This window comes from Vibrio maerlii, assembly GCF_003415655.1.
Taxonomy (GTDB): Bacteria; Pseudomonadota; Gammaproteobacteria; order Enterobacterales; family Vibrionaceae; genus Vibrio; species Vibrio maerlii.
Genome location: NZ_QRHC01000007.1, coordinates 187,970 through 211,647 on the forward strand (window position 1 = coordinate 187,970; position 23,678 = coordinate 211,647).

Below are 23,678 nucleotides of genomic sequence, written 5' to 3' on the forward strand. Positions count from 1 at the left end.
AAGTTAGGTGATGTAAATGGAATTTATTAGTGACCGCAGTGTGCATTTTGACAAGGCTGAAAAAATAAACTTGTCTTATCGTCAACATATAAGAAAAACGTTGAAGTCTGTGGGTGTAGAGCATGTTGCACTGTCCGTATCACCCAATAATAAATCGCCCTACTACCTAGAGGTTACAGAGTTAGGAAGTAAAATAAAATTTGCTTCTAGAGCCAAAGCAATTGAAATATTAGAGAAGTACTCTAAACAAGCTAGAACCGCGGACATGAAAAGAGGTCGTACACATGTCCTCAATCGTGACATCTGGGTTAACTACTTTTGTGGTGATGAGCTTATTATTCGGCATATCCATCCCCATCTGTACATATATAGAGTCACTTTAGATTGTGATACTGAAGTGACCTTGCATTTCCATAGCTTAAAAAACTTGCTTTCAGACGCTTTAGATACTCTTCAAAATATGGTTGATATTGTTGAGAAATGGGTTGTCTCTTGGCTTGCGCATCAACGTCTACTTTACTCGCTTGCAAATATTGGCCTGGTCAGTCAAGAAGCAGAAATGCTCAATTTAACAAACGCTGAGCATGAAGTGCTATCGCTGATGCTTAGAGGCTTCACGAGCAATGAGATTGCAGCTTATCGACAGGTTTCAAAAGAGACGGTTCGTTCTCAGATCAAGTCATTACTCCACAAAACAAACAGTCATAGTCAAAATGAACTGATCGCCAGTCATAGTCACTTTAATCAACTTTGTTATTCATTATTTGATTGAGCGAATAGATGCGCAATTAAAATGAAACGGCCATTGGTGTGTCAATGGCCGTTTATGTTAAATATGACAGATTGTATTACTAATAGATACAGATAAATGTCAGAGGATCTCTCGTACTTGACTCGAGTACTTTTGATAAATTTTGTTTTTAGTCAGGTCATCAAAGTCACGCGGTTGCCATAGCCCTCTTGCAACCCCGTCGACAATAAGATGAATAATAGAGGCATCAATTGCCGACATGAGAGCAATATTAACCGGTTCATTGTTACTGTATCCCAATTCCGCCTCTAACAATTCTTGATAGTCAATATAGCGAAACGCTCCCATGGATAATTGATGACTGTAGATGGTCTTGCTTATAGTCACACTCGAAAGGATTCGTCCTGAACGCACATCTACAGCTCTTAGATTCACTGTCACTTGGTCGGCACGATACTCACCAGCAGCACTGATTCCCAAGTATTTGGCACCCGCACCACCGGTTTTAATGTTCCAATCGTATGCCACAACACCACCTTCTATCATAATGTTTGCAGAGTTAAGTGAGGGTAGGCCATTGTTATGGTTGTTCACTGTTTCGCCTTTCCCTTGGGCGGCTCGGATAATTTTACGTTCTGTCAGTAAGTTTTGTAGCCCCTCGCGTTCTAAAGGTATAAACCAGTTTGACTCAAGTAGTGCAGTCGTTAATAGTGCCGTTCCTCCTTGTGGAACAGCAGTCGAGAAGCTACTCGCTGGTGAACTTTTGTATTGGCCAGTCTGATCGCGGAAATCATAAACAGAAACCAAGATCCGTCCTTTAGGTGCAGGTAAACTGAGTAAATCAGTGTAGGTAGAACTGCGTTGCATGATCTGTGGGGCTTCGTCAACATCAGGCACTGATAAGCTGGTGGAGCAAGCCGATATTAAGAGTACAGAGAGTAGGGAAATGACAGCTTTCATCCTGAGTACCTCATAAATCTGGGTTTAAACCTGATACAGCAATCTCCGTTGACTCGCCGGAGACCTTATCAACAATTTGGACCACAAGAGTGCCGTTGTTATCGACAACATTGAGGTAAAAGTCATCAGTTTCTAACTGACCAGTGTTGCCATTACCGATGTCTGCCAATAATTGGCTGATTAAGCGAGACTCAAGGCTAGAGGCTAAACGCTCTAAGTCGGATTCTTCTTCATAACCAAATAGATCGTTATCCGGTGCGCTGTAATCATTGATCGCTTCAGCGTGAAAGATAAGGTGGTCGCTATTCAGCGGATTGCCACCAAAACTTGGGTTGACGGGTTCATAGATGAGTTCAGACGCGATACAGGCTTGACTCAGAGTGAGTAAAGTCACTGGAATCCAATAGGCTCTCATGATTTTCTCCTTAAAATTCATCGTGAGCAAGGTCAAAGGTGTCAGCAAACTTTCGTTCTATTTCCCATCTTGCAATATGAGAAATCACCACATCCACAGCGCGTTCCGCTTCTTCTTTGGCTTTGCGTTTCCCTGGTGTGATTATTGTGCGAAATATCACTGTGTTGCGGTGGATGATACTGATGATGCTGCCATAGCGTGCTGTTGCTGCTTCTTTAACCGTGAGGTTGACCTTAAGTGGGTCTAATTCGGCATTGAGCAGTTGAGAGAAAGGGTTATAAAAACCCTCTCCCAGTCTTGTCATCGTGTTATCAATGATCATGCCTTGTATTTCATCAAGGTCGCGCGGCTCAATGAGCTTAAAACTGTGTTGTGCGAGTTTATTTTCAACATTGTCAGTAGTACTTTCAGAGTACACATTTAATGAAAATAAGAGCACAACCAAAGTAACACCGTAATGAGTCACCGATAACGCCATACCAGCCTCCTTGTTACTTATAATCCTAAACTTAACGCCATCCTTACTCATCGTGAGTTTCTATTAAATGTGACATGTGTCTAACCAGGTAAATAAAAATCACCTAAAAGTTTATGCTGAAAGAAAAACCTAAACTTAGCAGTGCTTGATAAAGGGGTTATAAACACTTTTTAGTTTATAGAAATATAAACCAAATCATTGAATAATAATCTCATTGAACAACAGGACATAAGGAGGGTAATAATGACACATTGGGTTAAATTGTTTGTTACTGCTGTTTTCTTATTGAGTAGTTTGTCTGTGTTTAGTCAGTCTGATCAAAGCCAATACAATAATGAAGCCCTAATAGACTTAGAAGATGCGATATATAACACGGCTATCATCGATCAATTTCATGATGGTGGGAGTATCGAGCCTAACCAGGCTGAAATAAAACAGTCAGGTTTTGCGAATTTAGCCGTGATTAAACAATCAGGAAACCATAATTTATCGTCTATTAAACAAGACGGAAATCTAAACATTGCTGTTTCTAAACAGGTTGGAAGCAATAAAACGGCAAATATATCTCAAGTAGGTAACAGAAATAAAGCATTCGTTGGCCAATATGGAGTCGATGAATCTAATATTTCTCTTGAACAAAATAATAATCGTAACCTTGCTCTCATCGCTACCAGTGCGGCAAACAGTGGGACACAATCTTATACACAGAATGGAGGCGAATTCTTATTTATACATAGTCATACCAATCGATCTATTAAAATAATACAAGGCCGCTAGTAAATTTATTAGGGGTATATATTCAGAAAGGAAATCATTATGAAAAGACTAATGTTGGCTACATCTATTGCAATGGTATTCAGTGGTTACGCAGTGGCAGCACCTGGAGACGATAACTCCGTATGGGTAGAGTTGGGTAGTGCTCAAAACTCTAGTGTTTATGTTGATCAAGAATCCTCGGGTACGGACGCAAACAATAAAGCTAGTGTTCAGTTTGGTGAGACTCAGGTAAAAGTAGGTAAAGAATGGGTTAAGACGGGCACATGGCCTTGGCAAGGGCACTGGAAGCCTATTTATGAGCAACGTCCTGCGGATGATATTGATGTGTTCATTAATCAAAACGGGACAGAAAATGGAGCACACGCCATTGCCGCTGGAACAGGAAGTACGATTGGTATAAACCAAAGTGGTTCAGAGCATATGGGGGTCGCACAGGTTACTGGTCAATCACAAGAAGTCTATATTACACAAAATGGTGTCTCGCAAGAAGCATATGTAAGTGCCAGTGGTAAGAATAATTTAGCGACTGTTGTGCAGGCAGGAGAAGGAAATTTGGCGACAGTAGCCGCTGAAGGTATCAGTCATTCTGTTTATGTTAATCAAGCTGATAATAGCAATAATGCTTATGTAGATTTGGCTGGTGATGTTAACACGGCGTCAGTAATCCAAACAGGTTCTTCGAATACAGCATCCGTTTCTTCTGAAGGGGTCAATGCGCATAATACATTTGCAGTTAGCCAGCATGGAGAAGGGAATACAACTACCGTAACAGCAGAGGGAGGTTATTTACTTCAAAACTTCTTTAATGAAGCGTACTTAAACACTACGGGTAATGACAACACCGTGAGTGCTAATTTTGGTAGAGGCTCTCAATTTAACATGTCTTCTGTGACTATTACTAGTGACGAAAACACTGTATCAACGTCATCTTCTGGATGGAGTGATAATAATACAGCGGTTGTTAACATTGATGGAGGAAATAATAATACTGTTGGTATTACGCAAGGTGACTTGGACGGTATTTATGCTTCAAGTAATATATCATCGGTAATGTTAGAAGATACACTAGACAGTGAAGTCTATATTTCACAAAATCACATGACTTCAGCTGCCTATGTAGACTTGTCAGGTTCAACCAATGACTTTATTAGTATTAAACAAACCACTAATGATTTGGCATCTGTTACGGGTGCTGGTAGCCAAAATAACAATGTCTATATTAACCAGAAATAATGTAGTTGTAAAAGCGGCACTCTGTGCCGCTTTTCTCTTTACTTCAAACCCAATCGTGGCTAGAGATAATAATTCCTGGGATATATTCTGCATTGAAAATCCACAGAATATAGAAATCACTTTGCTTGCAAAAGATACTCGTCTTGATTTGATGATAATGAGCAGTACAGGAAACTCTATGCGCTATTCAGTGAGTGATAGTGGGAAGTTCACATACACTACCTCTAAAAATCAACTCCCACTGACAATGACAATTGACACTCTTAGTGCTCACCAACAAGTTTCAATGTCACAAAATTGTAAAAAAGAAGTTAAGTAATTTCAGGGTTTAACCCATATGGGTGTTGTTGGTTCTCAGTCGTGCTTAGTATATTGATACTACTTTTGTTTAGTTCAAGGATGAATAGCATGAACAAAGAACTACGTAGTGGGTTGTGCATTGCTCATCGAAATATTCAAACAGAAATGCTCAAGTCAGGCCTTAACTCTGAACTCCGTTTACACCTGTCCCAAGTTGACCTTGAGGACCTACCACAAGCATTAAACACAAGACCGTTCGATGTACTTATTATGGATTACGACCTCTTTCGTGAACTCAACGAGAGCCGAACTGTCGTTCAGAAATGCAATGCAACCCAGCTCCCAGTGGTGCTTATTAATTGTGAGAAGCCATTAAATATAGATACGCTGATACCCTGGAGTCACCTCGCCGGTGTGTTTTACGCTACTGACTTAGTTGACACTCTTTACAAAGGAATTCAACTCGTGCTTGAAGGTAAGCACTGGCTGAACCGAAGTGTGTCTCAGTCGCTTTTGGTGCGTTATCGAGAGCAATATAAGGTGGAAAGCCCTCTTCAAGATGGCCTTTTGACCGCTAGAGAATGGCAAATCTTGAAGTTAATTGGTAAAGGCTACAGTAACGGTGATATCTCACAACATATTTATGTAAGTGAAAATACCGTGAAAACGCATATTTATCATATTTACAGAAAAATTAAAGTGAAGAATCGAGTTGGTGCTATTTTATGGTTAGAGAATATTGCTGAACCGCTAGAACCAATGCAATCAGCATCCAGCCATTGATGGACTAAACCTTTATAACCAATTGAAATAGCACCACTTACGTGGTGCTATTTTTTGAGCTTCATTCACACATTCAACACATACCCCTCATTATGTATCGTCAAGATGACATCCTGCCCCAGCAAACTTCTTATCTCCGAAATCGCAACCACAACGGATGAGGGTTTGATCTTTTTGCCTTGCCACGCGATGTCTGCTAGGTGGTCTTTGCATATCACATCATTTTGGTTGGTGTGTAGGTAGTACAAAATATCGCGATAGCTTTGTGGTAAGCAGCCTAGGATGCGTTGGGTCTCTTCGCAGCGTATGACCTTTGAAGAAGAGTCAATGATTTTCCCATTTAGTGAGAATTTATAGTTGTCGTTCATATTTATAAGCCTTTTATTTAAAGCTTAACATTTCGATATCTTTGGGTTATGTACCTAAAGGAACATAACTTTGACTGAACCGAAAAATTTGTACGCAGGCTTACTTAAGGTATTTATTGATTGTCGATGCGAGGAATACAGCAAAGTTACGCTATCAAAGCTCAACATGTCCATTTACCCTTTTTATAGTTTGTTCAAAACTGTAACGAGATTAAAAAGCCCAAATGCAACAAAATAACCTGAAAGTTGACGATATTGTATGGCCATGCGAGCTGGATACTAACGTAAAGCAAAGTTTGCTTGCGATCGCTGAACATCGTTATGGCCCCAAAGATAGAAAGGTCGAAGAACAGTATGCTTTTCAAAGAGGTATTTACTATTATCTTCAAGGTAGTGCTGCCGTTTGTTTCTATGTCACTGAACCAGAAAAAACGATAGGAACCATCCATGGCAAAGGGGATTGGATGGGGGTGAATTCTGTTGGCACCCAATACAAGGTTGTATCGAATATTGAAGTGATTCAGGAAGTTGAGTTGGTTTTTTTTCCAGAAATGAAGCTGTTAGATTTGGCGGAACGAGAGCCTCAAATCTATAAGCTTTTGTTCACCGCAAGTAGAGATGTCCACAAAATTTGGCTTCAGTCATTTCTAGCTTTTGCCCATCATAACGTCTTACAAGTTAGCTATATTTTATTGGATATCTATAACAAGGGAGGAGTCGATGGCAACCCTTCTAAGGATATCCGTATATCTCAACAGCAGTTGAGTTTTGTGGTTGGCTGTACGAGGTCAAAATTGAATGCGCTTTTAAAAGATATGGAAAAACGCGGCTACATTAAGCTAGGCAGAAACAAGATTACTTTGGTCAATTTAGAGCTTTTAAACGCCGAAGTTAGCCGTATGAACTTAATGGTGAAGGACCCAAGAGCAGATTTGCAGCTTGATTTTGACTCACATCGGCAAAGTTAAGAATTAACAGCATCAATACTTGTTAAAAATGCCCAGTAATCTTGGGCATTTTCAATGGTCAATTATGCTTGCTTGCGTGCTTTTCTATTTTCCAACCAGTAACCAATTGTGTAGGTACAGATTGAAATGTCTGTGATAGCGAACGGTATGAAGTCAGCGTTCAAGTGTGCCGTTTCTGGGTTAAAGAAGTTGCTTACATACAAGTAAACCATAAACAGCTTTTCTAGAAATGAATAAAGGATGATAGATTCTCGCCACTCGGGTTTGAAAGCCGATGCAGCAATAAAGAACCCCATTAGGCCCACCATAATCCCCCAGTGTCTAAAAATGAAGACATAGTTGGAGTCGTAAGGCAGGTTGTTCATGTCCATTAGCGCCCAAGCTGGGTCAATAGCGTAGATAGCCGCATACATGGTGACTAAGCCACCCACGATCAAAAATGGCTTTAAATAGCGATTAAAAAACATAGTATTACCTTAGTTTAAAGAAAGAATATTGATTGCTACACGGCGGTTACATGCGCGCCCTATCATTGCTGAGTGTAGAAATAGCGTGATTTATGGACGATAGAGTACTCAACTGAAGGAGTAATGTGTGCAGTAGTAAATACTGCACAGTGTTGTCGTTAAAGATTTAGAGGTGAGGTCAGTATTCTGATGCTTTAGATGCGTTTTTGCCGGGTTTGATGCTGTTGATGATTTTCAAGAACGTTTGTCCCATTAGTCCTTCACCAATTTTTAACTGGGTAAGGTACATCAGCTTTGCATCCCAAGTTGAGCGATAGCTGAGTTTTGGAGAGCGACTAAATCCAGCTTTTAGCATGGTTTCAACTGTGGTTTTTGGGCTAGACCCATTTTGGTATGCACGCTTAAGAAATTCGTGTGAGCGTTTAACTATCGGTGAGTATGCTGGAAGAGAGGAGGTGTCCAACATGTCTTTAAGTTGGATGCCGTCAAACTCAGTTTGTACACACCCTGGCTCGATAGTGATAACCTGAATATTAAAATCAGCAACTTCTTGAGATAGTCCTTTCACCAAACCATTCAATGCATGCTTACTTGCGGAGTACCAAGAATTCATGCTTGTTGATACACGCCCAGCGATAGAGGTCGTAAATATAATGCGACCAAAACCTTGCTCACGCATATGAGGTAACACCGCTCTGGCTACACGAGCAGTCCCAAAGACATTGGTTTCAAACTGTTCTTTGGCTTTTTCTATTGTGGTTTCTTCTACAGGACCCGCGATGGCGTAACCGGCGTTAGCATAAACAATATCAATCCCGCCTTCACAGTTGATCATGGTTTCAACAATATGGTTAACATCGGCTTCATTGCGTACATCGACTTTAAATATACTCGCTCCTAAATCTTCCAAGGGTTTGAGTTTTTCGATTCTTCGAGCGCCACAATAAACAGTATGGTTCTGTGTCAATAGCGTTTTGACTAGCTCAAAGCCAATACCGGAAGATGCACCCAACACCAAAATGTTCTTGTTCATGTTTACCCTCATAGAAGTGAGATTGTCTAGAGGGGATATTAAGAAGTAGTGGGTTTGGCGTATACAGTAAATCTTTCTGCAAATAAGACTAATCTACTCGCTTTCGAATAACTAGCTCTCGAAGCCTAGCCCATTTCTTAAAGCAAACTGAACGAGTTCTGTATGGGTTTCAAAGTCGAGTTGGTCGAGCATACGATATTTGTGGGACTCAACGGTTCTTGGGCTAAGAAATAGTTTTTCAGCGCATTGTTTTGCTGTGAAGCCCTGAGCGAGCAAGCTTAGTACGGAGCATTGCTTTTTCGTTAGCTTGAGCAACTTTTCACTCTCATCAGCGGGTTTATCTCCATCAATATGGAAACTCCGTATCACAGAAGAGTGCTGCCAATAGATTAACCACGTATCACACAGTAGTTTAAAGCGATGCATATCATCGTTTGAGAGAGCGGGGATATCTTGGTTGAATCGGGCACACGCAAGAGCTCCCCATGTTTGTCCAAACAGTTCTAGGTGAATAATGCCATGCCAGCACGCACCTTCTTTGTACAACGTGTTGACCGGTTCAAGTTTGGAATTTTTCAACTCATCTAGATCGAAGGTCTGAATTTTCTGTTTAGATCTCAGTAACTTGATGTAATCCATGAAGTTACCACTGACAAAACGTTGTTTATCAAGTTCAGGAATTGAGCTTCTAGCAACTGAGACGGTTTTTCCATCATTTAAAAGTAACATTGAGTTGGGAAATAATGTGATGCGATCAATCTGGAACCATTCCATAGCTTGTCTAGATAGCTCACGAAACTTAGCATCAAAGTCTCTTGGCTGGCATGCGGTCAATGTATTGACTTGTGCCTGCATGAGCTCTTCAAAAGTTTGTTTTTTTGCGATCGTCATTGTTCCACCTTTACTGATACCTAGGAGGCTAACTTATCTTGGGGAATAAAAATGTGTCAATTATTTTAGAGGATTACTCTCATATTGATGCAGTATATTTTACTCTATTGAAAGCCATCATTGCCTCCTAAAATCCCACCCAAATGCATTGGCAATGAGTATGAAAGTAAGGCTTCTTAGCGCCGTTATATCCGTTTCGTCTGTTGCCATGATGCTGAACGTTTATATCGTCTTTAAGAGAGATTTGTAATGAAAAGTGTAATGAATAAAACGGTACTCGTCACTGGTGGTGCAATGGGTATGGGTAAAGCCTACGTTGAACGTGCTGTTCGTGATGGAGCAAAACATGTTGTTATCTGGGACCTAAATGAAGAAGCGATGGCTGCGACCAAGGCCGAACTAGAAAACGACAAAACCAAAATTCATACATTTGCCGTTAATGTGACGGATACTGAGCTTATCTATGAAACTGCGCAAAAAGTACTGGATGAAGTTGGACCTGTTCATCTACTGTTTAACAATGCAGGTATTGTTGTCGCTGATAACTTTATTGCTCATGAACGCAAAGCGATCGATTTATCAATGCAGATAAACAGCGTAGCGCCAATGCATATCGCCCGTGCATTTTTGCCAGCAATGGCAGAAGTGAATGACGCGCATATTGTCAACATTTCTTCGGGCGCTGGTTACATGTACTGCCCTAAGATTGCTGTTTATTGTGGAAGTAAGTGGGCGATGGCGGGGTGGTCAAACTCGCTTCGTGTTGAATTAGAAGAAACGCTTCCGCACATCAAGGTCACTACTGTGACACCAGGTCATATCAATACAGGTATGTTTGATGGAGCTCACTCTAAGCTGATGCCGGCAATTTCAACAGATAAAATGGTTGATGCAGTATGGAATGGTGTAAAGAAAGATAAAATCAACGTTGCTCGCCCTCGAGTTGTAGCCTTCATTCCTCTTATCCGTGGCTTGATTGGTTTCAAGGGATATGACTGGTTATCAAAAGTAACGGGAACCAATGATTTTATGGCAGGTCATAACGATACAAGGAAAAAAGATAAGTAAGACAGATATTTAGATTTTTTCGAAGCCATAGATGGATTTATGGCTTAATAGTTGACGGTTGAATTATAGTAATTGTACTGCATTTATATCTGCTTTATTTTGTTAGCTTGACACCTTAGATGGTTATAAGGTTGTTTGTTAGGTAATAAAGTGCATATTGATAACGCAAAAATGTTTGCTGCTCGGTTTGAGCGAGTACAAGCAAGTCATTACTATCTACTCGCGAATAATCTCTTTGGCGCGACTGTTTTCACCGTGTATTTTTACTTTACATCGGTGCACCCATCTTATTTAGTTGCTTGGTTTATAGCGCTAGCTTTCACTCTTATGTTGCGCCACTTCCATCATCAGTCTCTATATTCTGAGTTGAGACGTCACGATATTAAGAAAAGCTTTGAATGGCGATTTTCACTTTATCCCTGTATTAGTGGGTTTCTTTGGGGGATCGGCTTTTATCTTGTAGCGTTGGATAATGAATCAAATCAGCATATGCTGGCTTCTATATTCATTTTTACTGTCGCTTTCCATGGATTCGTCGTATTTATTAATAGTCGGATAACTTACATCAGTTACTATTGTTGTATATTTCTTCCTGTTACTGCTTTTTACCTTTTGGATGGAGAGAATGAACTGGTAGGGGTTAGCATCATCTTATCCGTTATTTATTTTGTTTTTTTCAGTCAGTTAGTTCACAAAAGCTCAATAAATAGCTTGGAACAAGATCATGAAAGAACACTATTGGTTCGCCAACTTAAGCTGTCGGAGCAACATCTGAAGAAAATGTCTCAAACAGATCACCTTACTAATGTCATGAATAGAAGCGCTTACTTAAAATCATTGGGTCGAGAATATTACACGGCGAAGCTAAAGGATAAGTTATTGCATCTGGCCATTGTCGATATTGACCATTTTAAGCGAATTAACGATAAATATGGTCATTCTGACGGTGATGACGTTTTGTCAAAAGTTGCGGCGATTCTAAAAGACACTAACGCATCGCAAATGTCTGTCGGGCGTTTAGGTGGTGAAGAGTTTGTCATGTTTTCGAGCTCTTTATCAAAGAGCGCCTTCGTTCAATTGGTAGAAAAAGCAAGAGTTCAAGTGCTAGAGACTCGCTTTGACAACGGCATCAGGGTTAGCATCTCTGCGGGGGTCAGCGAATTAAAATCAGAGCAATCGATAACCGATCTGATAAAAGTCTCAGACAGTGCGCTATATCAGGCAAAAAAATCAGGTAGGAATCAGGTTGTTACTATATAGCGAGTTCATGATGGTCAAGTGTTGGCTGAATAGTGTTCAATGTTTCCGAAAATCTACTGCTTACATTTGTGAGTAAGTCACGTAAATTTCCCGTTCCATTTATTATCGATAAAGTTTTATGTCTCGCCTTAGCCAAATTATTTTACCAATAGCACTACTTAGCCATCCTGCGTTAGCAAATAATTTCAACTACAATACCTTCGAGCTAAGAGCAGCCTCTGGTACCAATACGTTTGGTGGTGAGGTCTATCTTCCTATTACAAATAATAGTCATATTATTACTCGACTAGATTCGCATCTAAATAATGACTGGGATGCTGCTGCAGGTGTCGGTTTTAACGGGCCAGTGAGTCCATTTCTTGACCTTTATGGACAACTTCTGGCTCATCATGTTAATCCAGAAGATCTAGAAAACCCACCCGAAGGTTATGATGAAGAGAGTGATGTGTATGGCGAAATCAATCTTGGTGGCCGACTGTGGTTAACGCCTCAAGTGGAGGTCGTTGGTCATTATGCTCGTCTGGTCGATGATGAGGATAATCGTTCCGCTTATACCGTCGGTGCAAGGTTTCATTCGACACAACAATTGAGTTTTGGCCTCGATTGGAAGCATTATCAAGTGTACGAGCACCAAATTGCGTTTGCAGTTCGATTTGCTTATCGGTGATTAAAGTAATCCGTAAAATTGTCTACAAATAAAAAGTGGAAGCTATCATTAGCTTCCACTTTTTTGCATTGTTGCATTGTTGCATTGTTGCATTGTTGCATTTTTGTTTTGTTACATCTGTTGTCTCATATTAATCATGTGCTGTATTGATTCTATACAGTGTTGATAAAGTGGGGTGTTATGATTTTTTTCGAGATAATATGCAGCGTGATATCGAGGGGATGGAATAAAGCCCGCTAGCCATTCGGCTTGATGATATTTGACCATTCCTTTTGCCATCGTAGCCGATAAATTTTCTGCAATGACAAGTAAATCAGAATGCTGAACTAAATTAACCAATACGGACATACTTGCTGAGCGATAAGTAAAATCAAAAATATCGGGATGATATCGCGTGAGCTTAGCGCCATAATCAGGTAAACCTGGGATAAATATCCCACCTTTCTTATATTGCTTGAATTCTTCTAAAGTACACCCTGAATCGGTGATGGGGTGATCTATTCGTGATAGTACGACAGGCTTGCTTTCGGTAAGCGGAACCGCCCTTATGGATTTTGGTAGCTCCGTAGGGTAGAAGTTAAGCGCCAAATCCACTCTCCCTTCCAGGATATCTTTAGGGGTATCGTCATTCCAAATCGTAATATTAAACCGAGCATTCGGGAAACGTTCAAAAACCAAGGTACTGGTTAATTCTGACGCCAATGTTTCGAGCAAAACGCTCGATACGGCAATCGTCATATGACCAGAAAATTTGTTTGGATCCTCAAAATGGTGATTACTTAGCTTGTCATCCCATATAAGTAATTGTGCATCAAGCCCACTGCCAAGGACATCTGCCCTGTGCGTACTGTGTAGTGTCCCCCCTGCGCTGTAAAACAGCTTGTCGCCTGTATATTCTCGTAACTTAGCAAGTGTTTGGCTTACCGCAGATTGGCTTACTCCGAGTTCTTGAGCCGCTTTTTGAGTGGAACGTAATTTGTACACAGCATTAAAAACACGAAGGTAATTTAAGTTAATAGTGTTGTTTGTATTCATATTGTTCGGTATCAGTTTTTCTAATATACGCTATAAGTGGCTAAAAAACAGTATTCATTTAAATTAGACGACAAGTTAAGAAGTTAATCATAAGGCAAAAAAATGAATCGTATTAAATATCCGCTCATCGCGACTGTTGGCTTAAGTTTATTAGCATCAAGTGCATCATTTGCTAGTGAAAATGAATATCATGATGCGGATCCACGAAATAGTAGCTGGCGTGCAGCGGTATTTTCTGACGACGAGGGTGAATTAAAACTTTTGGCGGGTGGTGGTGCAAGCGGCCTAACCAGCGAAATATCTCAAACTGTAGGTTTTGCTGAATATTACACTCAATCTGAGAACGCTCGAGTTCGTGGTGCGCACTTTGATTCATTCGGTGGTGTTTATGTCGATGTTTACCATTTGAAAGATGCTGCAAACATGTACACCACGGGTTATATGCTACCGCTAGGTAACGAAGATGGAACACTGTTCTTTCCTTCATTGAACTATACCTATGTGGATTTCCAAACAGATGACCTTGCTGACGTACTCAATTCACGCTTGTCATTGAGTGGTGGTTACCCACCTGGTCTTCCAAGCGGTGTTTCGTCAAGTCAAATTACAACGTTGCTGGGTGATAGCGAAGCACACTTAGGGTCGGTAAATATGTATGCACTGCATCCGTGGAACGACACGCACTTTTCTGTGTTCAATATCAACCTAGGTTCTTCATACAGCGGTGCTGAAATGCAAGTGGCAAACCTAATGTGGCTACAAGGCATCAAAACGAAGGTTAAAGACAAAGACTTCAACATCATGTTTGAACTGAAGTACGACGTAATTTCAATTCAAAACGAGAAACTCGGCTTCGATGAAGCATCAGAAGAAGTGACTGCATCGATTGGTATCGACTACCGTTTCTAAACCCGAAAGCAAAACGCTGAACTCGAAAGTTCAGCGTTAAAGCCTCAGAATTAGAAGGTTACGTTTGCACCGATAAAGTGAATGTAGCCGTCGAATGAACCTGTTACATCAACATTTGTTCTTTCAACATCGACCGTACCTAGGTCGGCAAATTCATAGAACATATCGATACGAACGTCGTCCCAGTGAGTGCTAGCACCAACAGAGTAGCGGTATTGCTCACCTACAGGCAGGTCAACCCATTGCTTTGTTGGGTCGTCTTGTGGTGATGTCTCATAAGAGAAGCCGGCTTTTAGTGCCCAGTTTGCATTGAGTTGGTAGTCGGTACCGATGGCGAATTTCCACACGTCATCCCAGTCACGGTTAACGGCGACAGGCGCGGTATCACTTCCATTTACATACAGAGGTGTCTCAGGGTAGTCACTCCATTTGTGCCACTGAACCGAACCTAATAGGGTTATCTGAGGGCTCAGATCATAGCTACCGCTTAGATCAACAGTGGTAGGGAATATAAGGTCGGTACTTAGAGTTTCAAGATTTTCAATACCAGAAGTAACGTCAACATCAAATTCGTGCTCTAACTTAGAGCGGTAGCTCAGTCCTACAGCCCAGTCTTCTTCTTGGTACATGGCACCGGCATTGAAGCCCCAAGCGAAGTCACCATCTAGGTCGGTTTCTAGGGTAGTCGTTTTCGCTTCAAGGATACCGTAGTTTAGCTGAGCACCGATACCCACAGAGACTTTGTCAGTTACTTTAAAGCTTAATGCAGGATTGAATTGTACTGCGGTAACGAGTGCTTCGTCTAAGCCGATAGCACCTTCCCAGTCAGAACCATATTCAACGGCTGTACCGCCAATAGAGCCAAACATAAGACCAAGGTGTACGTCTTCGTTAAGCTGAGTAACGTGAAATACACCAATAGATGGCATGATGGTGTGCGCGCTACCATCACCTTGTGCCTTCCCTGTTTTGTTTAACAGGCTGTCATCTGGGGTATCGGTGTAATCCATGTGCAAATCTAACAACATAGTGTTGATGGTGGTTTTGCTTTCACCCATGTGAGACATAGTTGCTGGGTTAGTATAAGCCGCGGTTGCTGTTTCGGTGTAAACGCCGTCACCAGCACCTGCAGCGCCAGCATTTGCATAGGTTGCTTCTTGCATGAGTGTGCCACTAGCGTTAGCTAGATTTGATACCACCAGTAGGGCCAAAGCAGTCTTTTTCATTTTTTATATCCACGAAATTGTTTGTAGAAGAGGTTATGGGGAAGTGTAAATGACCGATTTACGAAGATAAGCAGTAATAATACCGCTTTGGGTAGACAAATATAAAAAGAGCCTGCATAAGCAGGCTCATTTAATATTTATTGGGGTTTTACTTAATTGGCCAGATGTATTTTAGCCACGACATCATGCGTAATAAAATGCGTCGTACAATGGATGTGTGTAAAATATCACCTTTTTCGTTGATAACAACAGACTGACCTTGTACACCGAGTGGTAAATCAAATTCATCGAGGTCTTGGTCAAGTTCAATCACACCAACAGCAAAGCCGTGTTGTGCAATAGTACGTGCTGAAAGAAGAGTACCATTTGCTTGGATCTCACCTTCGCGCATCGCAGGCAGTACCTGAACAAGTTTACCTGTAAAAATCTTGCCTGGTGCAGAGTCTAAAACAACTTCAGCTTCTAAGCCTGGCTTCATACGCTGAAGCGAGTTCTGCCAAAACATACCGGCGATTTGACGCTTGTTATTGCTTGGTACGAATACCATCGAAGGTCGTAACGGTAAGGTCGTAACACGGAATCCTGGTGCTAAGGCAATTTGTGTCGCTACACCATCACTTGGTGCTCGAACAACGGTATTATCAAAGTCTAATTGAGCCTGGCGTTTTGCTTCAAATAATTGAGCAACACGCGTATTTTGGCCATTGATCATTGAGGTTGTGCTAAGCAAAACACGACGTTCATCGGCTTCTGCAGCTTCTAACGCAGCTTCTGCTGCATCTAATGTAGCTTGTGCAGCGTTGTAAAGCTCTTGTTGTCTATCAACATCTTGTTCAGTGAAAGGTGAATTATCACCACCACTTTGGTGCGCTTCTTTGTAACGAGAATAGGTTGCTAAGGTGCGATCACGATTGGCTGTTGTTTGTTTTACCGCAGCTTGTGCTTTATCGGTAATGCTTTTAGCAGCCAGCAATGCTTCTTCATTTTGGTAAGCTAACGTTTTCGCTTCTTCTAACGCTGCTTCTGCCTTGAGGAGTGCGAACTCTTGCTTTTCGTTCTTGATGGTATAAAGAACATCACCTTTCTTTACTGGCACATTCGGTTTAACGAACACCTCTTCGACGGTGCCCCCAACTTCAGGGATGATAGGCACACTAACAAAATACTCTTTTGAGAACTTTGCATAAGGGTGGTTGAAGTTCATCGCAATCATGATAGTGCTTAGAATCGCTACACCACCAAGTGCCGCTGTCGGTACAGTCCACTTATTTAATGGGATTTTGAACAGTTTAAAGATAGCGATACAGATCGATGTGTAGGTCAGAATAATTAGCATATCCATGATATTAATCCTTCTTGTCTTCGTTGATTTGCGCTTTAAGCTCTACCATTTCTTGTTTGAGCTGCTCTAGCTCCAAAATGGTCGTATCGCTTCGGCTTGGGTTGCTCATACCCCAGCCAATCCCTGGTTTATACAGGGTTGCCCAAATCCATAAGAAAGGCCAAATCGCATGTAACGTAAACAAACTTACCCAGCCTGCAACATGGATGGCATCTTGATGAGGGTGGTTGCGTTTGTGTGCGATTTCATAAGGAATGTCATGAATAACGATAATTCCGTAGAAAATCGTCAAAAAGACAAAGAACACCAAAAATAGAGCAAAGTATTCCAACATAGCTTTTGTATCCGTTGATTTATAGGTATCAGGGTGTTGCTTGAGTTAGGCACCGTTTTAGAAAATTAAACTAAAAGGTGAACGTATGGGCCCAACTAGCAGCACGTTAAGAACGTTGAAGTTTTGACAAACTGTCAATGTTGCGGTGAGGATACGGGGGGAGGGTAGGAAGCTAATAGAGTAATTTTACGGTGTTTGATGTTATTGGGCGATAGGTCGCCCAATAACGAATGTCATGCTTAGGTGGCTAAGACTCTTCGATACCAAGACCATTTCTTAGCGCAAATTGAACCAGTTCAGTATGGTTATCCAACTCTAAAATATCCAACATTCGATACTTGTGAGATTCAATCGTTCGAGGGCTTAAAAAGAGTTTGTCCGCACATTGTTTCGCTGTGAGTCCTTGAGCGAGTAGCGAGAGTACAGAACACTGCTTTTTACTGAGTTTCAGTAGCTTTTCACCTTCATCAACAATGGCATCTTCCCCTCCACTTAAGCTTTTTGCCATGCTTGAGTGCTGCCAATACACCAACCAGATGTTACATAGGGCACGTAATTCGTTTAGTTGCTCCGGTGATAAGCCTGGATGATGCTCATCAAAGCTCGAAAAGCTGACCGCCCCCCATGTTTGACCAAAGAGTTCTAGCTTCACAATGATATGTGAGTGTGCCCCTTCTTGATGAAGAACTCGTAAAGTACTAATCGGAGAATTAGCCAGTTCAAGATTATTGAATAATTGGAAGCTTGATTTGGAACGTAACAGCTTTAGGTAGTCAGGAAAGTTACCAACAGCGAGCTTATTTTTGTCAACCTTGGGAACATGGGAACGAGCAACAGTGACGGTTTTACCATCATTGAGAAGTATCATTGAATTAGGAAACATTGTGAGTCTGTCGAGGCCAAACCACTCTAGCCCGCCAATCGCGACACCTTTGAAGATTTCATCAAAATCTTTAGCCTGACACGTGGTCAAGGTTTGAATTTGTGATTGAACAAATTGAGAAAAGCTCGTGATGTTGTCAGTTTTCATAATATTCCCGTTTTTAGGCTCCTTGCTTAAAGTACCTTGGGATATTCACCGGTGTCAATCTCTCTGAAGTTAATGCGGTAAATCTACCGTATAAAAAATGGTAATTAATATTTACGCTGCTCGGTTCGATATTAAATAATAATTTATAGTATGAACAATAATGAAGTTGAATGATTTTGAAATATTAAAAATTAGAGAAGAGGCATTCAAATCCTTACGTGCGTATGGATACTCTCATGATCAATCCCAAGAAATATCAGCCTTGTTATTAAGTGTATTGAATCGATGTATGTTGGAAAATTCTGAACTAATTGATCAAGAGGAGAGTGGAGAAATAAATACTTCGGGGTCTTGCGAGAAAGATAGCGAAGATTTAATTAAACGCGCTTACTCTCTCATCTCTAATATGTAATGATTTAGGTCAACTTTTTAAATTAACTTTTTGTGTTGCAGTAAATGTACTGCTTACCATTTTAAATTATTCACAAATAATAGCTCCCGATTCAAATATCCTTACAACAATTAGGTCTGAGCTATGTTTAAGAAAAAAACATTTCTACAGCTAGCAATGGGTGCGGCTTTAACCGCGACTTCTATGGCTAGTTTTGCTACTACTGATACTGAACGTCCAAACATCCTTGCTATTTGGGGTGATGACATTGGTATTGATAACATCTCTGCGTACACTCGCGGTCAAGCGGGTCACTGGACTCCAAACATCGACCGTATTGCAAACGAAGGTGTCTTATTCACTGACTTCTACGGTGACCAATCTTGTACAGCAGGTCGTTCATCTTTCGTTACAGGCCAACACCCAATCCGTACAGGTTTGACTAAGGTTGGTATGCCTGGTGCGAAACAAGGCATGAAACCTGAAGATCCATCTATTGCGACAATGCTGAAAGACAAGGGTTACATGACAGGTCAGTTCGGTAAGAACCACCTAGGTGACCTAGATTCACAACTGCCAACAGAGCACGGTTTTGATGAGTTCTTCGGTAACCTATACCACCTGAATGCTGAGGAAGAGCCAGAGCATCCAGATTACCCTAAAAACCCAGCGTTCAAGAAGAAATTCGGCCCTCGTGGTGTAATTCATTCTTACGCTGACGGTCGCATCGAAGATACTGGTGCACTAACTATCAAACGCATGGAAACGGTAGATGAAGAGACTCTAGAAGCAGCTCTAGACTTCATCGATCGCGCACATAAAGAGAAAAAACCATTCTTCGTATGGTACAACTCAACGCGTATGCACGTTTGGACTCACCTAAAAGAGGAGTCAAAAGGCATCTCTAAGCGTGGTGGTCTATACGGCGACGGCATGGTTGAGCACGATAACATGGTTGGTCAACTGCTAGACAAACTAGACGAGCTTAAAATCGCTGACAACACCATCGTTTCATACACTACGGATAACGGTGTAGAGAAATGGGGGTGGCCAGACGGCGGTACTTCACGCTACTACGGTGAGAAGAACTCTACTTGGGAAGGTGGTTTCCGTGTACCAGCGATGATGCGTTGGCCGGACAAGATCCCAGCAGGTAGCGTTGCGAATGAAATCGCTTCACACTTAGATTGGGCGCCAACATTTGTTGCAGCAGCAGGTGAGCCTAAGTTGGCTGAGAAGCTGAAGAAAGGTACTAAGCTTAACGGTAAAGAGTACAAGGTTCACCTTGACGGCTACAACCTAATGCCTGAGCTACGTGAAGGTAAGAATACAACGGCTGATAACAACCCAGATTGGCCACGTAAGAACTTTATTTATGCGACAGATAACGGTGACATCTCTGCAATCCGCTTTGGTGATTGGAAAGTAATGTACACAGTGAACAACTGTCACGGTATTGAAACTTGGTCATGTTCTTTTGAAGAGTTACGTTTCCCGTATATCTTCAACCTACGTCAAGACCCGTACGAGATTGCACTGCATGAAAGTACTGGCTACCAAAACTGGCGCGTAGAGCACTTGCCAATGATGTACATGGGTGCTGCTCAAACGTTCCAGTTCCTACAGACGTTCCAAGAGTTCCCACCACGTCAAGTACCGGGCTCATTCTCAATCGACCAAATCGTTGAGAAAATGAACATCTGGCAACGCGCTCAATATCAATAATATAAACTCGTTTATCGGGAATGAGTAACCAAAGAGGCAAGCATTCGCTTGCCTCTTTTTTATTGCTCAAAATAATTTACCTGAGTATCAATAATTGCAGTAGTTTTACGCTATGGATATAGAGTGAGTTAATCAATAATAAGTTCGTTACACAATGACACCGAAATATCACTTCCAGTGTCATTCTTTCTGCTTAATTATTTAAGCAAACTCGGAATATTCATTTTTAGATGTATTTTCACCACACCTTAGGGTGTGGTTTTTTTTGCGCTAAATAAATTGGTTTCATAAGCAGTATAAATACTGATTACTCAAAACCGCCCTCTTCATACTATTAGTGTAAATCGAGAATGGGAGTCCCTATGAGTATCCAGCTAAGTAGTTATCAGCCAAATATGCCATCTAAGCGCATGAATATTATGACAAAGCCAATCGGTTCTGCATGTAATATCGACTGCACTTATTGTTACTACTTGAGCAAGGAAGAGCTTCTTGGCCACGAAACAGGATGTGGCAGTCGTATGTCTGAAGAGATGTTAGAGACGTACATTAAGTCATACATCGAACAGCAAAATCATCATGAGATTGTATTCCACTGGCAAGGCGGTGAGCCGACGCTGTTGGGTGTGAATTACTTCCGTGACGTCGTACGCCTACAGAAGAAATACTGCCCTAAAGGTGTAACGATTGAAAATAACCTGCAAACCAACGGCACTCTTCTTACTGATGAGTGGGGTAAGTTCCTGAGTAAGAATAACTTCTTAGTTGGGTTGAGTATTGATGGGCCAGAGATGATCCACAATGCATACCGTACTAATCGATCGGGCCGTGGTACGTTCAAGCAAACGATGAAAGGTTTGGATATCCTGCATAAGTACAACGTGAACTTTGCAACGTTAACCTGTGTCAACAACTTGACGGGTGCCAATCCACTTGAAGTCTATCGTTTCTTACGTGATGAAGTACGTTCTCCCCAGATGCAATTTATCCCAATTGTTGAGCCAAAATCGTTCCGAGATACTGCACCACAGCGCTGGAGCGAGGACGAAATTTTATTTCAAGGTATGCCTGAGCTCGAGCCGAATCACCCTAACTCTGTCGTTGAAGCATGGTGTGTATCACCATTTCAGTGGGGCAACTTCTTGTGCACCATTTTTGATGAGTGGTTAGAAAACGATATTGGCAAGATAAATGTACCGTACTTTGAAGCGTGTGTAGAAACCTGGATGGGGCGTGTTAATCCACTTTGTACCCTTGCACCAATGTGTGGGAAGGGGTTAGCGATTGAACATAATGGCGATGTATTTGCTTGTGACCATTATGTTTATCCTGAATATAAACTCGGCAACATTCATGATTCTGAGCTAGAAGACATGCAGTTCTCACAAGGGCAAGAGACCTTTGGTAAAGAGAAGGAGGCTAGCCTGCCTTCGCAGTGTCGTGAGTGTACCTACCAGTTTGCTTGTTATGGCGAGTGTCCAAAGAACCGCTTCACTAAGACGCTTGCGGGAGAAGCTGGCTTGAACTACTTGTGTGCGGGCTGGAAGCAGTTCTTCACCCATATTGATCCCTATGTATCAATGATCGTCTCCACAATGGGTTACCCGGTACATAAGGGTATTAACTCACACGCAATGAAATATCAGCTTAAATAGGGTTTGAGATGAAACGACCAATGAGCCAGCTAACAAAAATCGTTTTACTAATGGTGATGAGCTCCAATGTGATTGCCGGTGGGGAATCACAAGTTGTGGCAGAACACGATTCAGTGAACTTCTTTGATAAACCAATTATCGAACAATTTAACGACAAAGCTTTCGACTACAAGGCAAAAGCTTATGGTGATTACGCCGTGTTTTTCAACCTGTGTCAAAAGCATCCAGATGACCCCAAATGTGGTGAAGAACTGGATTTCTATAAGGCAGGATACTATCGTGCAAAAGCCGCGGAAGAAGCGTTTTCGATGTCGGTTCAGCCTCATTTTAAAGACTTAAAATTGCCTACTATTGCGTATTCGGATTTAGCAAAGGATCTTAATTATTTAGGTTATTTGAATCAATCGGATGACGCTCAATTTGATGAGTTATTGGTTGCACTAAACCTATGGTTAGCGAAGCAAGATCTCGAACCAACAGTCGATATCTATTTAGCTCACGGTTATGCGATGAGTTTGGAAGCATTGATTGCAAAGCACTCAGATTCCGCAAAGCCCTCAGACCTCGCAAAACATTCAGGCTCTAAAAAGAACCTAGATTCTAAAATGAGCTTTGATTCTAAAAAACAGTTAGATTCTATGTAGAGGCATAACCGTGTTGAGAGTCCTATTTATCGTACTGTTTTCGGTGTTTTTTACTGATTTTCTAGCGGCAGCTGAAGCCCCGGTTACCAGTGAAAAAGACTTGGCAAGCTGGTCTCAGGATACTAATCAACCTTTAGATTTAAGGGTTGATGCAACTCGCGCATTACGTGGCTTTGATGGACCAAATGCGTTAATCGCTGTGAGCCGCGCCTCGCGCGAGATTGCGCCAAGAATGCGCGTGGCAGCCATTGATGCGGCGGCACATTGGTCTGTGATTGGTAAATGGGACTTGATGTACCCACTGACTACAGATGTTGATCTATCCGTACAGAAAGCCGCGATCTTTTCATTGCTTCCTCATTGGCAAGAGTTTGATAAGCCGATGAGATTATCGTTAGAAAAATCGATTGAACATTTGGAAAAAAATCTTCCGAAAAGTGTCGAGAGTGAGCTGGAACTCGCGTGGGTCGAACATGCTACTGGTAATTTAAACGCAGCTGAAGAACGCCTTATCAATCTGAATCATTCGAGTGAAGATATGCGTGTGATTATTGGCTTGTCAAAGATTCAACTACAAAGTCAAGGTGGCGAAGTAGCACGACAAACACTGGAAGAGGCGCTAGTCGTGCATCCAAGCGAGTCTAGCCTTTACTATGAGATAGCCAAGTTGAATTACTCGCTTGGAGAGTACCAGAAGGCACAGAGCAGCTTTGAAATGGCGCACTCATTGTCTCCATTGAATTCTACGTATGCTTATACGTTAGCGACAGCGATACGTGACACCCAACCGAAACGTGCAACTGAACTTTTTGATATCGCTTATCAAGGCTCTCAAGACCCGACTCATTTGTACGCAAAATGCGACATCTTGCTGGCTATTAAAGATGACGCTTCAACTTGTATTGCTGAACTAGAGCTAGTCGCTCCAGCGTACATTGTCCAAGATTTAGTTTCTTCGTATCAGTAAA

The 23,678-nt window shown here is 41.6% G+C and carries 27 protein-coding genes; 15 read left to right on the forward strand and 12 right to left on the reverse strand.

Features of this window, described 5'->3' with window-relative positions:
* Positions 1-16 precede the first annotated feature (16 nt).
* Entirely contained in the window at positions 17-772 is a 756-nt protein-coding gene (locus tag DPF91_RS13910) for a helix-turn-helix transcriptional regulator (RefSeq protein WP_117235032.1), read from the forward strand.
* A 99-nt stretch (positions 773-871) separates the two neighbouring features.
* Here the strand turns inward: DPF91_RS13910 and DPF91_RS13915 are convergent, their stop codons facing one another.
* From DPF91_RS13915 to DPF91_RS13925, 3 genes are read right to left on the reverse strand one after another with little or no spacing between them, the layout of a single operon-like run.
* On the reverse strand, positions 872-1,711 hold the full coding sequence (locus DPF91_RS13915) for a CsgG/HfaB family protein (RefSeq protein ID WP_117235033.1): 840 nt from the start codon (positions 1,709-1,711) through the stop codon (positions 872-874).
* A gap of 10 nt (positions 1,712-1,721) precedes the next feature.
* A complete protein-coding gene (locus DPF91_RS13920; protein ID WP_117235034.1) occupies positions 1,722-2,126 on the reverse strand; it encodes a curli assembly protein CsgF in 405 nt (134 codons plus the stop codon).
* A gap of 10 nt (positions 2,127-2,136) precedes the next feature.
* Complete coding sequence (locus DPF91_RS13925; RefSeq protein WP_117235035.1) at positions 2,137-2,655, reverse strand: CsgE family curli-type amyloid fiber assembly protein; 519 nt, start codon at positions 2,653-2,655, stop codon at positions 2,137-2,139.
* A 192-nt stretch (positions 2,656-2,847) separates the two neighbouring features.
* Between DPF91_RS13925 and DPF91_RS13930 the strand changes: the two genes are divergently transcribed.
* The 4 genes from DPF91_RS13930 (at position 2,848) to DPF91_RS13945 (ending at position 5,697) form a co-directional block, all read left to right on the forward strand.
* The gene (locus DPF91_RS13930; protein ID WP_117235036.1) at positions 2,848-3,381 is read left to right on the forward strand and encodes a hypothetical protein; all 534 of its coding nucleotides are present in this window, start codon (positions 2,848-2,850) and stop codon (positions 3,379-3,381) included.
* A 39-nt stretch (positions 3,382-3,420) separates the two neighbouring features.
* Entirely contained in the window at positions 3,421-4,614 is a 1,194-nt protein-coding gene (locus tag DPF91_RS13935) for a hypothetical protein (RefSeq protein WP_117235037.1), read from the forward strand.
* A complete protein-coding gene (locus DPF91_RS13940; protein ID WP_117235038.1) occupies positions 4,592-4,933 on the forward strand; it encodes a hypothetical protein in 342 nt (113 codons plus the stop codon). Before DPF91_RS13935 ends, DPF91_RS13940 begins: the two co-directional genes overlap by 23 nt.
* A gap of 89 nt (positions 4,934-5,022) precedes the next feature.
* On the forward strand, positions 5,023-5,697 hold the full coding sequence (locus DPF91_RS13945) for a response regulator transcription factor (RefSeq protein ID WP_164684182.1): 675 nt from the start codon (positions 5,023-5,025) through the stop codon (positions 5,695-5,697).
* A 65-nt stretch (positions 5,698-5,762) separates the two neighbouring features.
* Here the strand turns inward: DPF91_RS13945 and DPF91_RS13950 are convergent, their stop codons facing one another.
* The gene (locus DPF91_RS13950) at positions 5,763-6,065 is read right to left on the reverse strand and encodes a winged helix-turn-helix domain-containing protein (RefSeq protein ID WP_117235040.1); all 303 of its coding nucleotides are present in this window, start codon (positions 6,063-6,065) and stop codon (positions 5,763-5,765) included.
* 224 nt (positions 6,066-6,289) lie between these two features.
* Between DPF91_RS13950 and DPF91_RS13955 the strand changes: the two genes are divergently transcribed.
* Positions 6,290-7,033, forward strand: coding sequence for a Crp/Fnr family transcriptional regulator (locus tag DPF91_RS13955; protein ID WP_117235041.1), 744 nt, complete (start codon positions 6,290-6,292; stop codon positions 7,031-7,033).
* 62 nt (positions 7,034-7,095) lie between these two features.
* Here DPF91_RS13955 and DPF91_RS13960 read toward each other — a convergent pair whose 3' ends face one another.
* The 3 genes from DPF91_RS13960 to DPF91_RS13970 all read right to left on the reverse strand — a co-directional run bounded on the left by DPF91_RS13960 (position 7,096) and on the right by DPF91_RS13970 (position 9,424).
* Complete coding sequence (locus tag DPF91_RS13960) at positions 7,096-7,500, reverse strand: hypothetical protein (protein ID WP_117235042.1); 405 nt, start codon at positions 7,498-7,500, stop codon at positions 7,096-7,098.
* 178 nt (positions 7,501-7,678) lie between these two features.
* Entirely contained in the window at positions 7,679-8,533 is an 855-nt protein-coding gene (locus DPF91_RS13965) for an SDR family NAD(P)-dependent oxidoreductase (RefSeq protein WP_117235043.1), read from the reverse strand.
* Between the two features lie 111 nt (positions 8,534-8,644).
* Positions 8,645-9,424 (reverse strand): response regulator transcription factor, encoded by a 780-nt coding sequence (locus tag DPF91_RS13970; RefSeq protein ID WP_117235044.1) that lies wholly within the window; start codon positions 9,422-9,424, stop codon positions 8,645-8,647.
* A gap of 249 nt (positions 9,425-9,673) precedes the next feature.
* Here DPF91_RS13970 and DPF91_RS13975 point away from each other — a divergent pair, with 249 nt between their 5' ends.
* From DPF91_RS13975 to DPF91_RS13985, 3 genes are all read left to right on the forward strand, one after another.
* Positions 9,674-10,492: an SDR family NAD(P)-dependent oxidoreductase gene (locus tag DPF91_RS13975; RefSeq protein ID WP_117235045.1), complete on the forward strand. Its 819-nt coding sequence runs from the start codon at positions 9,674-9,676 to the stop codon at positions 10,490-10,492.
* Positions 10,493-10,642: 150 nt separating this feature from the next.
* Positions 10,643-11,752 carry a GGDEF domain-containing protein gene (locus tag DPF91_RS13980; RefSeq protein ID WP_117235046.1) on the forward strand — a complete coding sequence of 370 codons (1,110 nt, stop codon included), beginning with the start codon at positions 10,643-10,645 and terminating at the stop codon, positions 11,750-11,752.
* Positions 11,753-11,870: 118 nt separating this feature from the next.
* Positions 11,871-12,419, forward strand: a complete 549-nt coding sequence (locus DPF91_RS13985) for a hypothetical protein (protein WP_117235047.1) — start codon at positions 11,871-11,873, stop codon at positions 12,417-12,419.
* 111 nt (positions 12,420-12,530) lie between these two features.
* Here the strand turns inward: DPF91_RS13985 and DPF91_RS13990 are convergent, their stop codons facing one another.
* A complete protein-coding gene (locus tag DPF91_RS13990; RefSeq protein WP_117235048.1) occupies positions 12,531-13,454 on the reverse strand; it encodes a LysR family transcriptional regulator in 924 nt (307 codons plus the stop codon).
* A 102-nt stretch (positions 13,455-13,556) separates the two neighbouring features.
* Between DPF91_RS13990 and DPF91_RS13995 the strand changes: the two genes are divergently transcribed.
* The gene (locus DPF91_RS13995; protein ID WP_117235049.1) at positions 13,557-14,363 is read left to right on the forward strand and encodes a hypothetical protein; all 807 of its coding nucleotides are present in this window, start codon (positions 13,557-13,559) and stop codon (positions 14,361-14,363) included.
* Between the two features lie 50 nt (positions 14,364-14,413).
* On the opposite strand, the gene DPF91_RS14000 is transcribed toward DPF91_RS13995, so the two are convergent.
* From DPF91_RS14000 to DPF91_RS14015, 4 genes are all read right to left on the reverse strand, one after another.
* Positions 14,414-15,589, reverse strand: coding sequence for an OmpP1/FadL family transporter (locus DPF91_RS14000; protein WP_117235050.1), 1,176 nt, complete (start codon positions 15,587-15,589; stop codon positions 14,414-14,416).
* Positions 15,590-15,737: 148 nt separating this feature from the next.
* Entirely contained in the window at positions 15,738-16,931 is a 1,194-nt protein-coding gene (locus DPF91_RS14005; RefSeq protein ID WP_117235051.1) for an HlyD family secretion protein, read from the reverse strand.
* A gap of 4 nt (positions 16,932-16,935) precedes the next feature.
* The gene (locus tag DPF91_RS14010; protein ID WP_117235052.1) at positions 16,936-17,265 is read right to left on the reverse strand and encodes a DUF3302 domain-containing protein; all 330 of its coding nucleotides are present in this window, start codon (positions 17,263-17,265) and stop codon (positions 16,936-16,938) included.
* Positions 17,266-17,512: 247 nt separating this feature from the next.
* Positions 17,513-18,295 carry a response regulator transcription factor gene (locus DPF91_RS14015; RefSeq protein ID WP_117235053.1) on the reverse strand — a complete coding sequence of 261 codons (783 nt, stop codon included), beginning with the start codon at positions 18,293-18,295 and terminating at the stop codon, positions 17,513-17,515.
* Between the two features lie 160 nt (positions 18,296-18,455).
* On the opposite strand from DPF91_RS14015, the gene DPF91_RS14020 reads away from it, so the two are divergent.
* The 5 genes from DPF91_RS14020 (at position 18,456) to DPF91_RS14040 (ending at position 23,677) form a co-directional block, all read left to right on the forward strand.
* Positions 18,456-18,707, forward strand: a complete 252-nt coding sequence (locus DPF91_RS14020) for a hypothetical protein (protein WP_117235054.1) — start codon at positions 18,456-18,458, stop codon at positions 18,705-18,707.
* A gap of 123 nt (positions 18,708-18,830) precedes the next feature.
* Positions 18,831-20,411: an arylsulfatase gene (locus tag DPF91_RS14025; RefSeq protein WP_117235055.1), complete on the forward strand. Its 1,581-nt coding sequence runs from the start codon at positions 18,831-18,833 to the stop codon at positions 20,409-20,411.
* Between the two features lie 362 nt (positions 20,412-20,773).
* On the forward strand, positions 20,774-22,066 hold the full coding sequence (locus tag DPF91_RS14030; RefSeq protein ID WP_117235056.1) for an anaerobic sulfatase maturase: 1,293 nt from the start codon (positions 20,774-20,776) through the stop codon (positions 22,064-22,066).
* Between the two features lie 20 nt (positions 22,067-22,086).
* Entirely contained in the window at positions 22,087-22,710 is a 624-nt protein-coding gene (locus DPF91_RS14035) for a hypothetical protein (protein ID WP_117235057.1), read from the forward strand.
* Between the two features lie 10 nt (positions 22,711-22,720).
* Positions 22,721-23,677 carry a tetratricopeptide repeat protein gene (locus tag DPF91_RS14040; RefSeq protein ID WP_117235058.1) on the forward strand — a complete coding sequence of 319 codons (957 nt, stop codon included), beginning with the start codon at positions 22,721-22,723 and terminating at the stop codon, positions 23,675-23,677.
* Position 23,678: the final 1 nt, after the last annotated feature.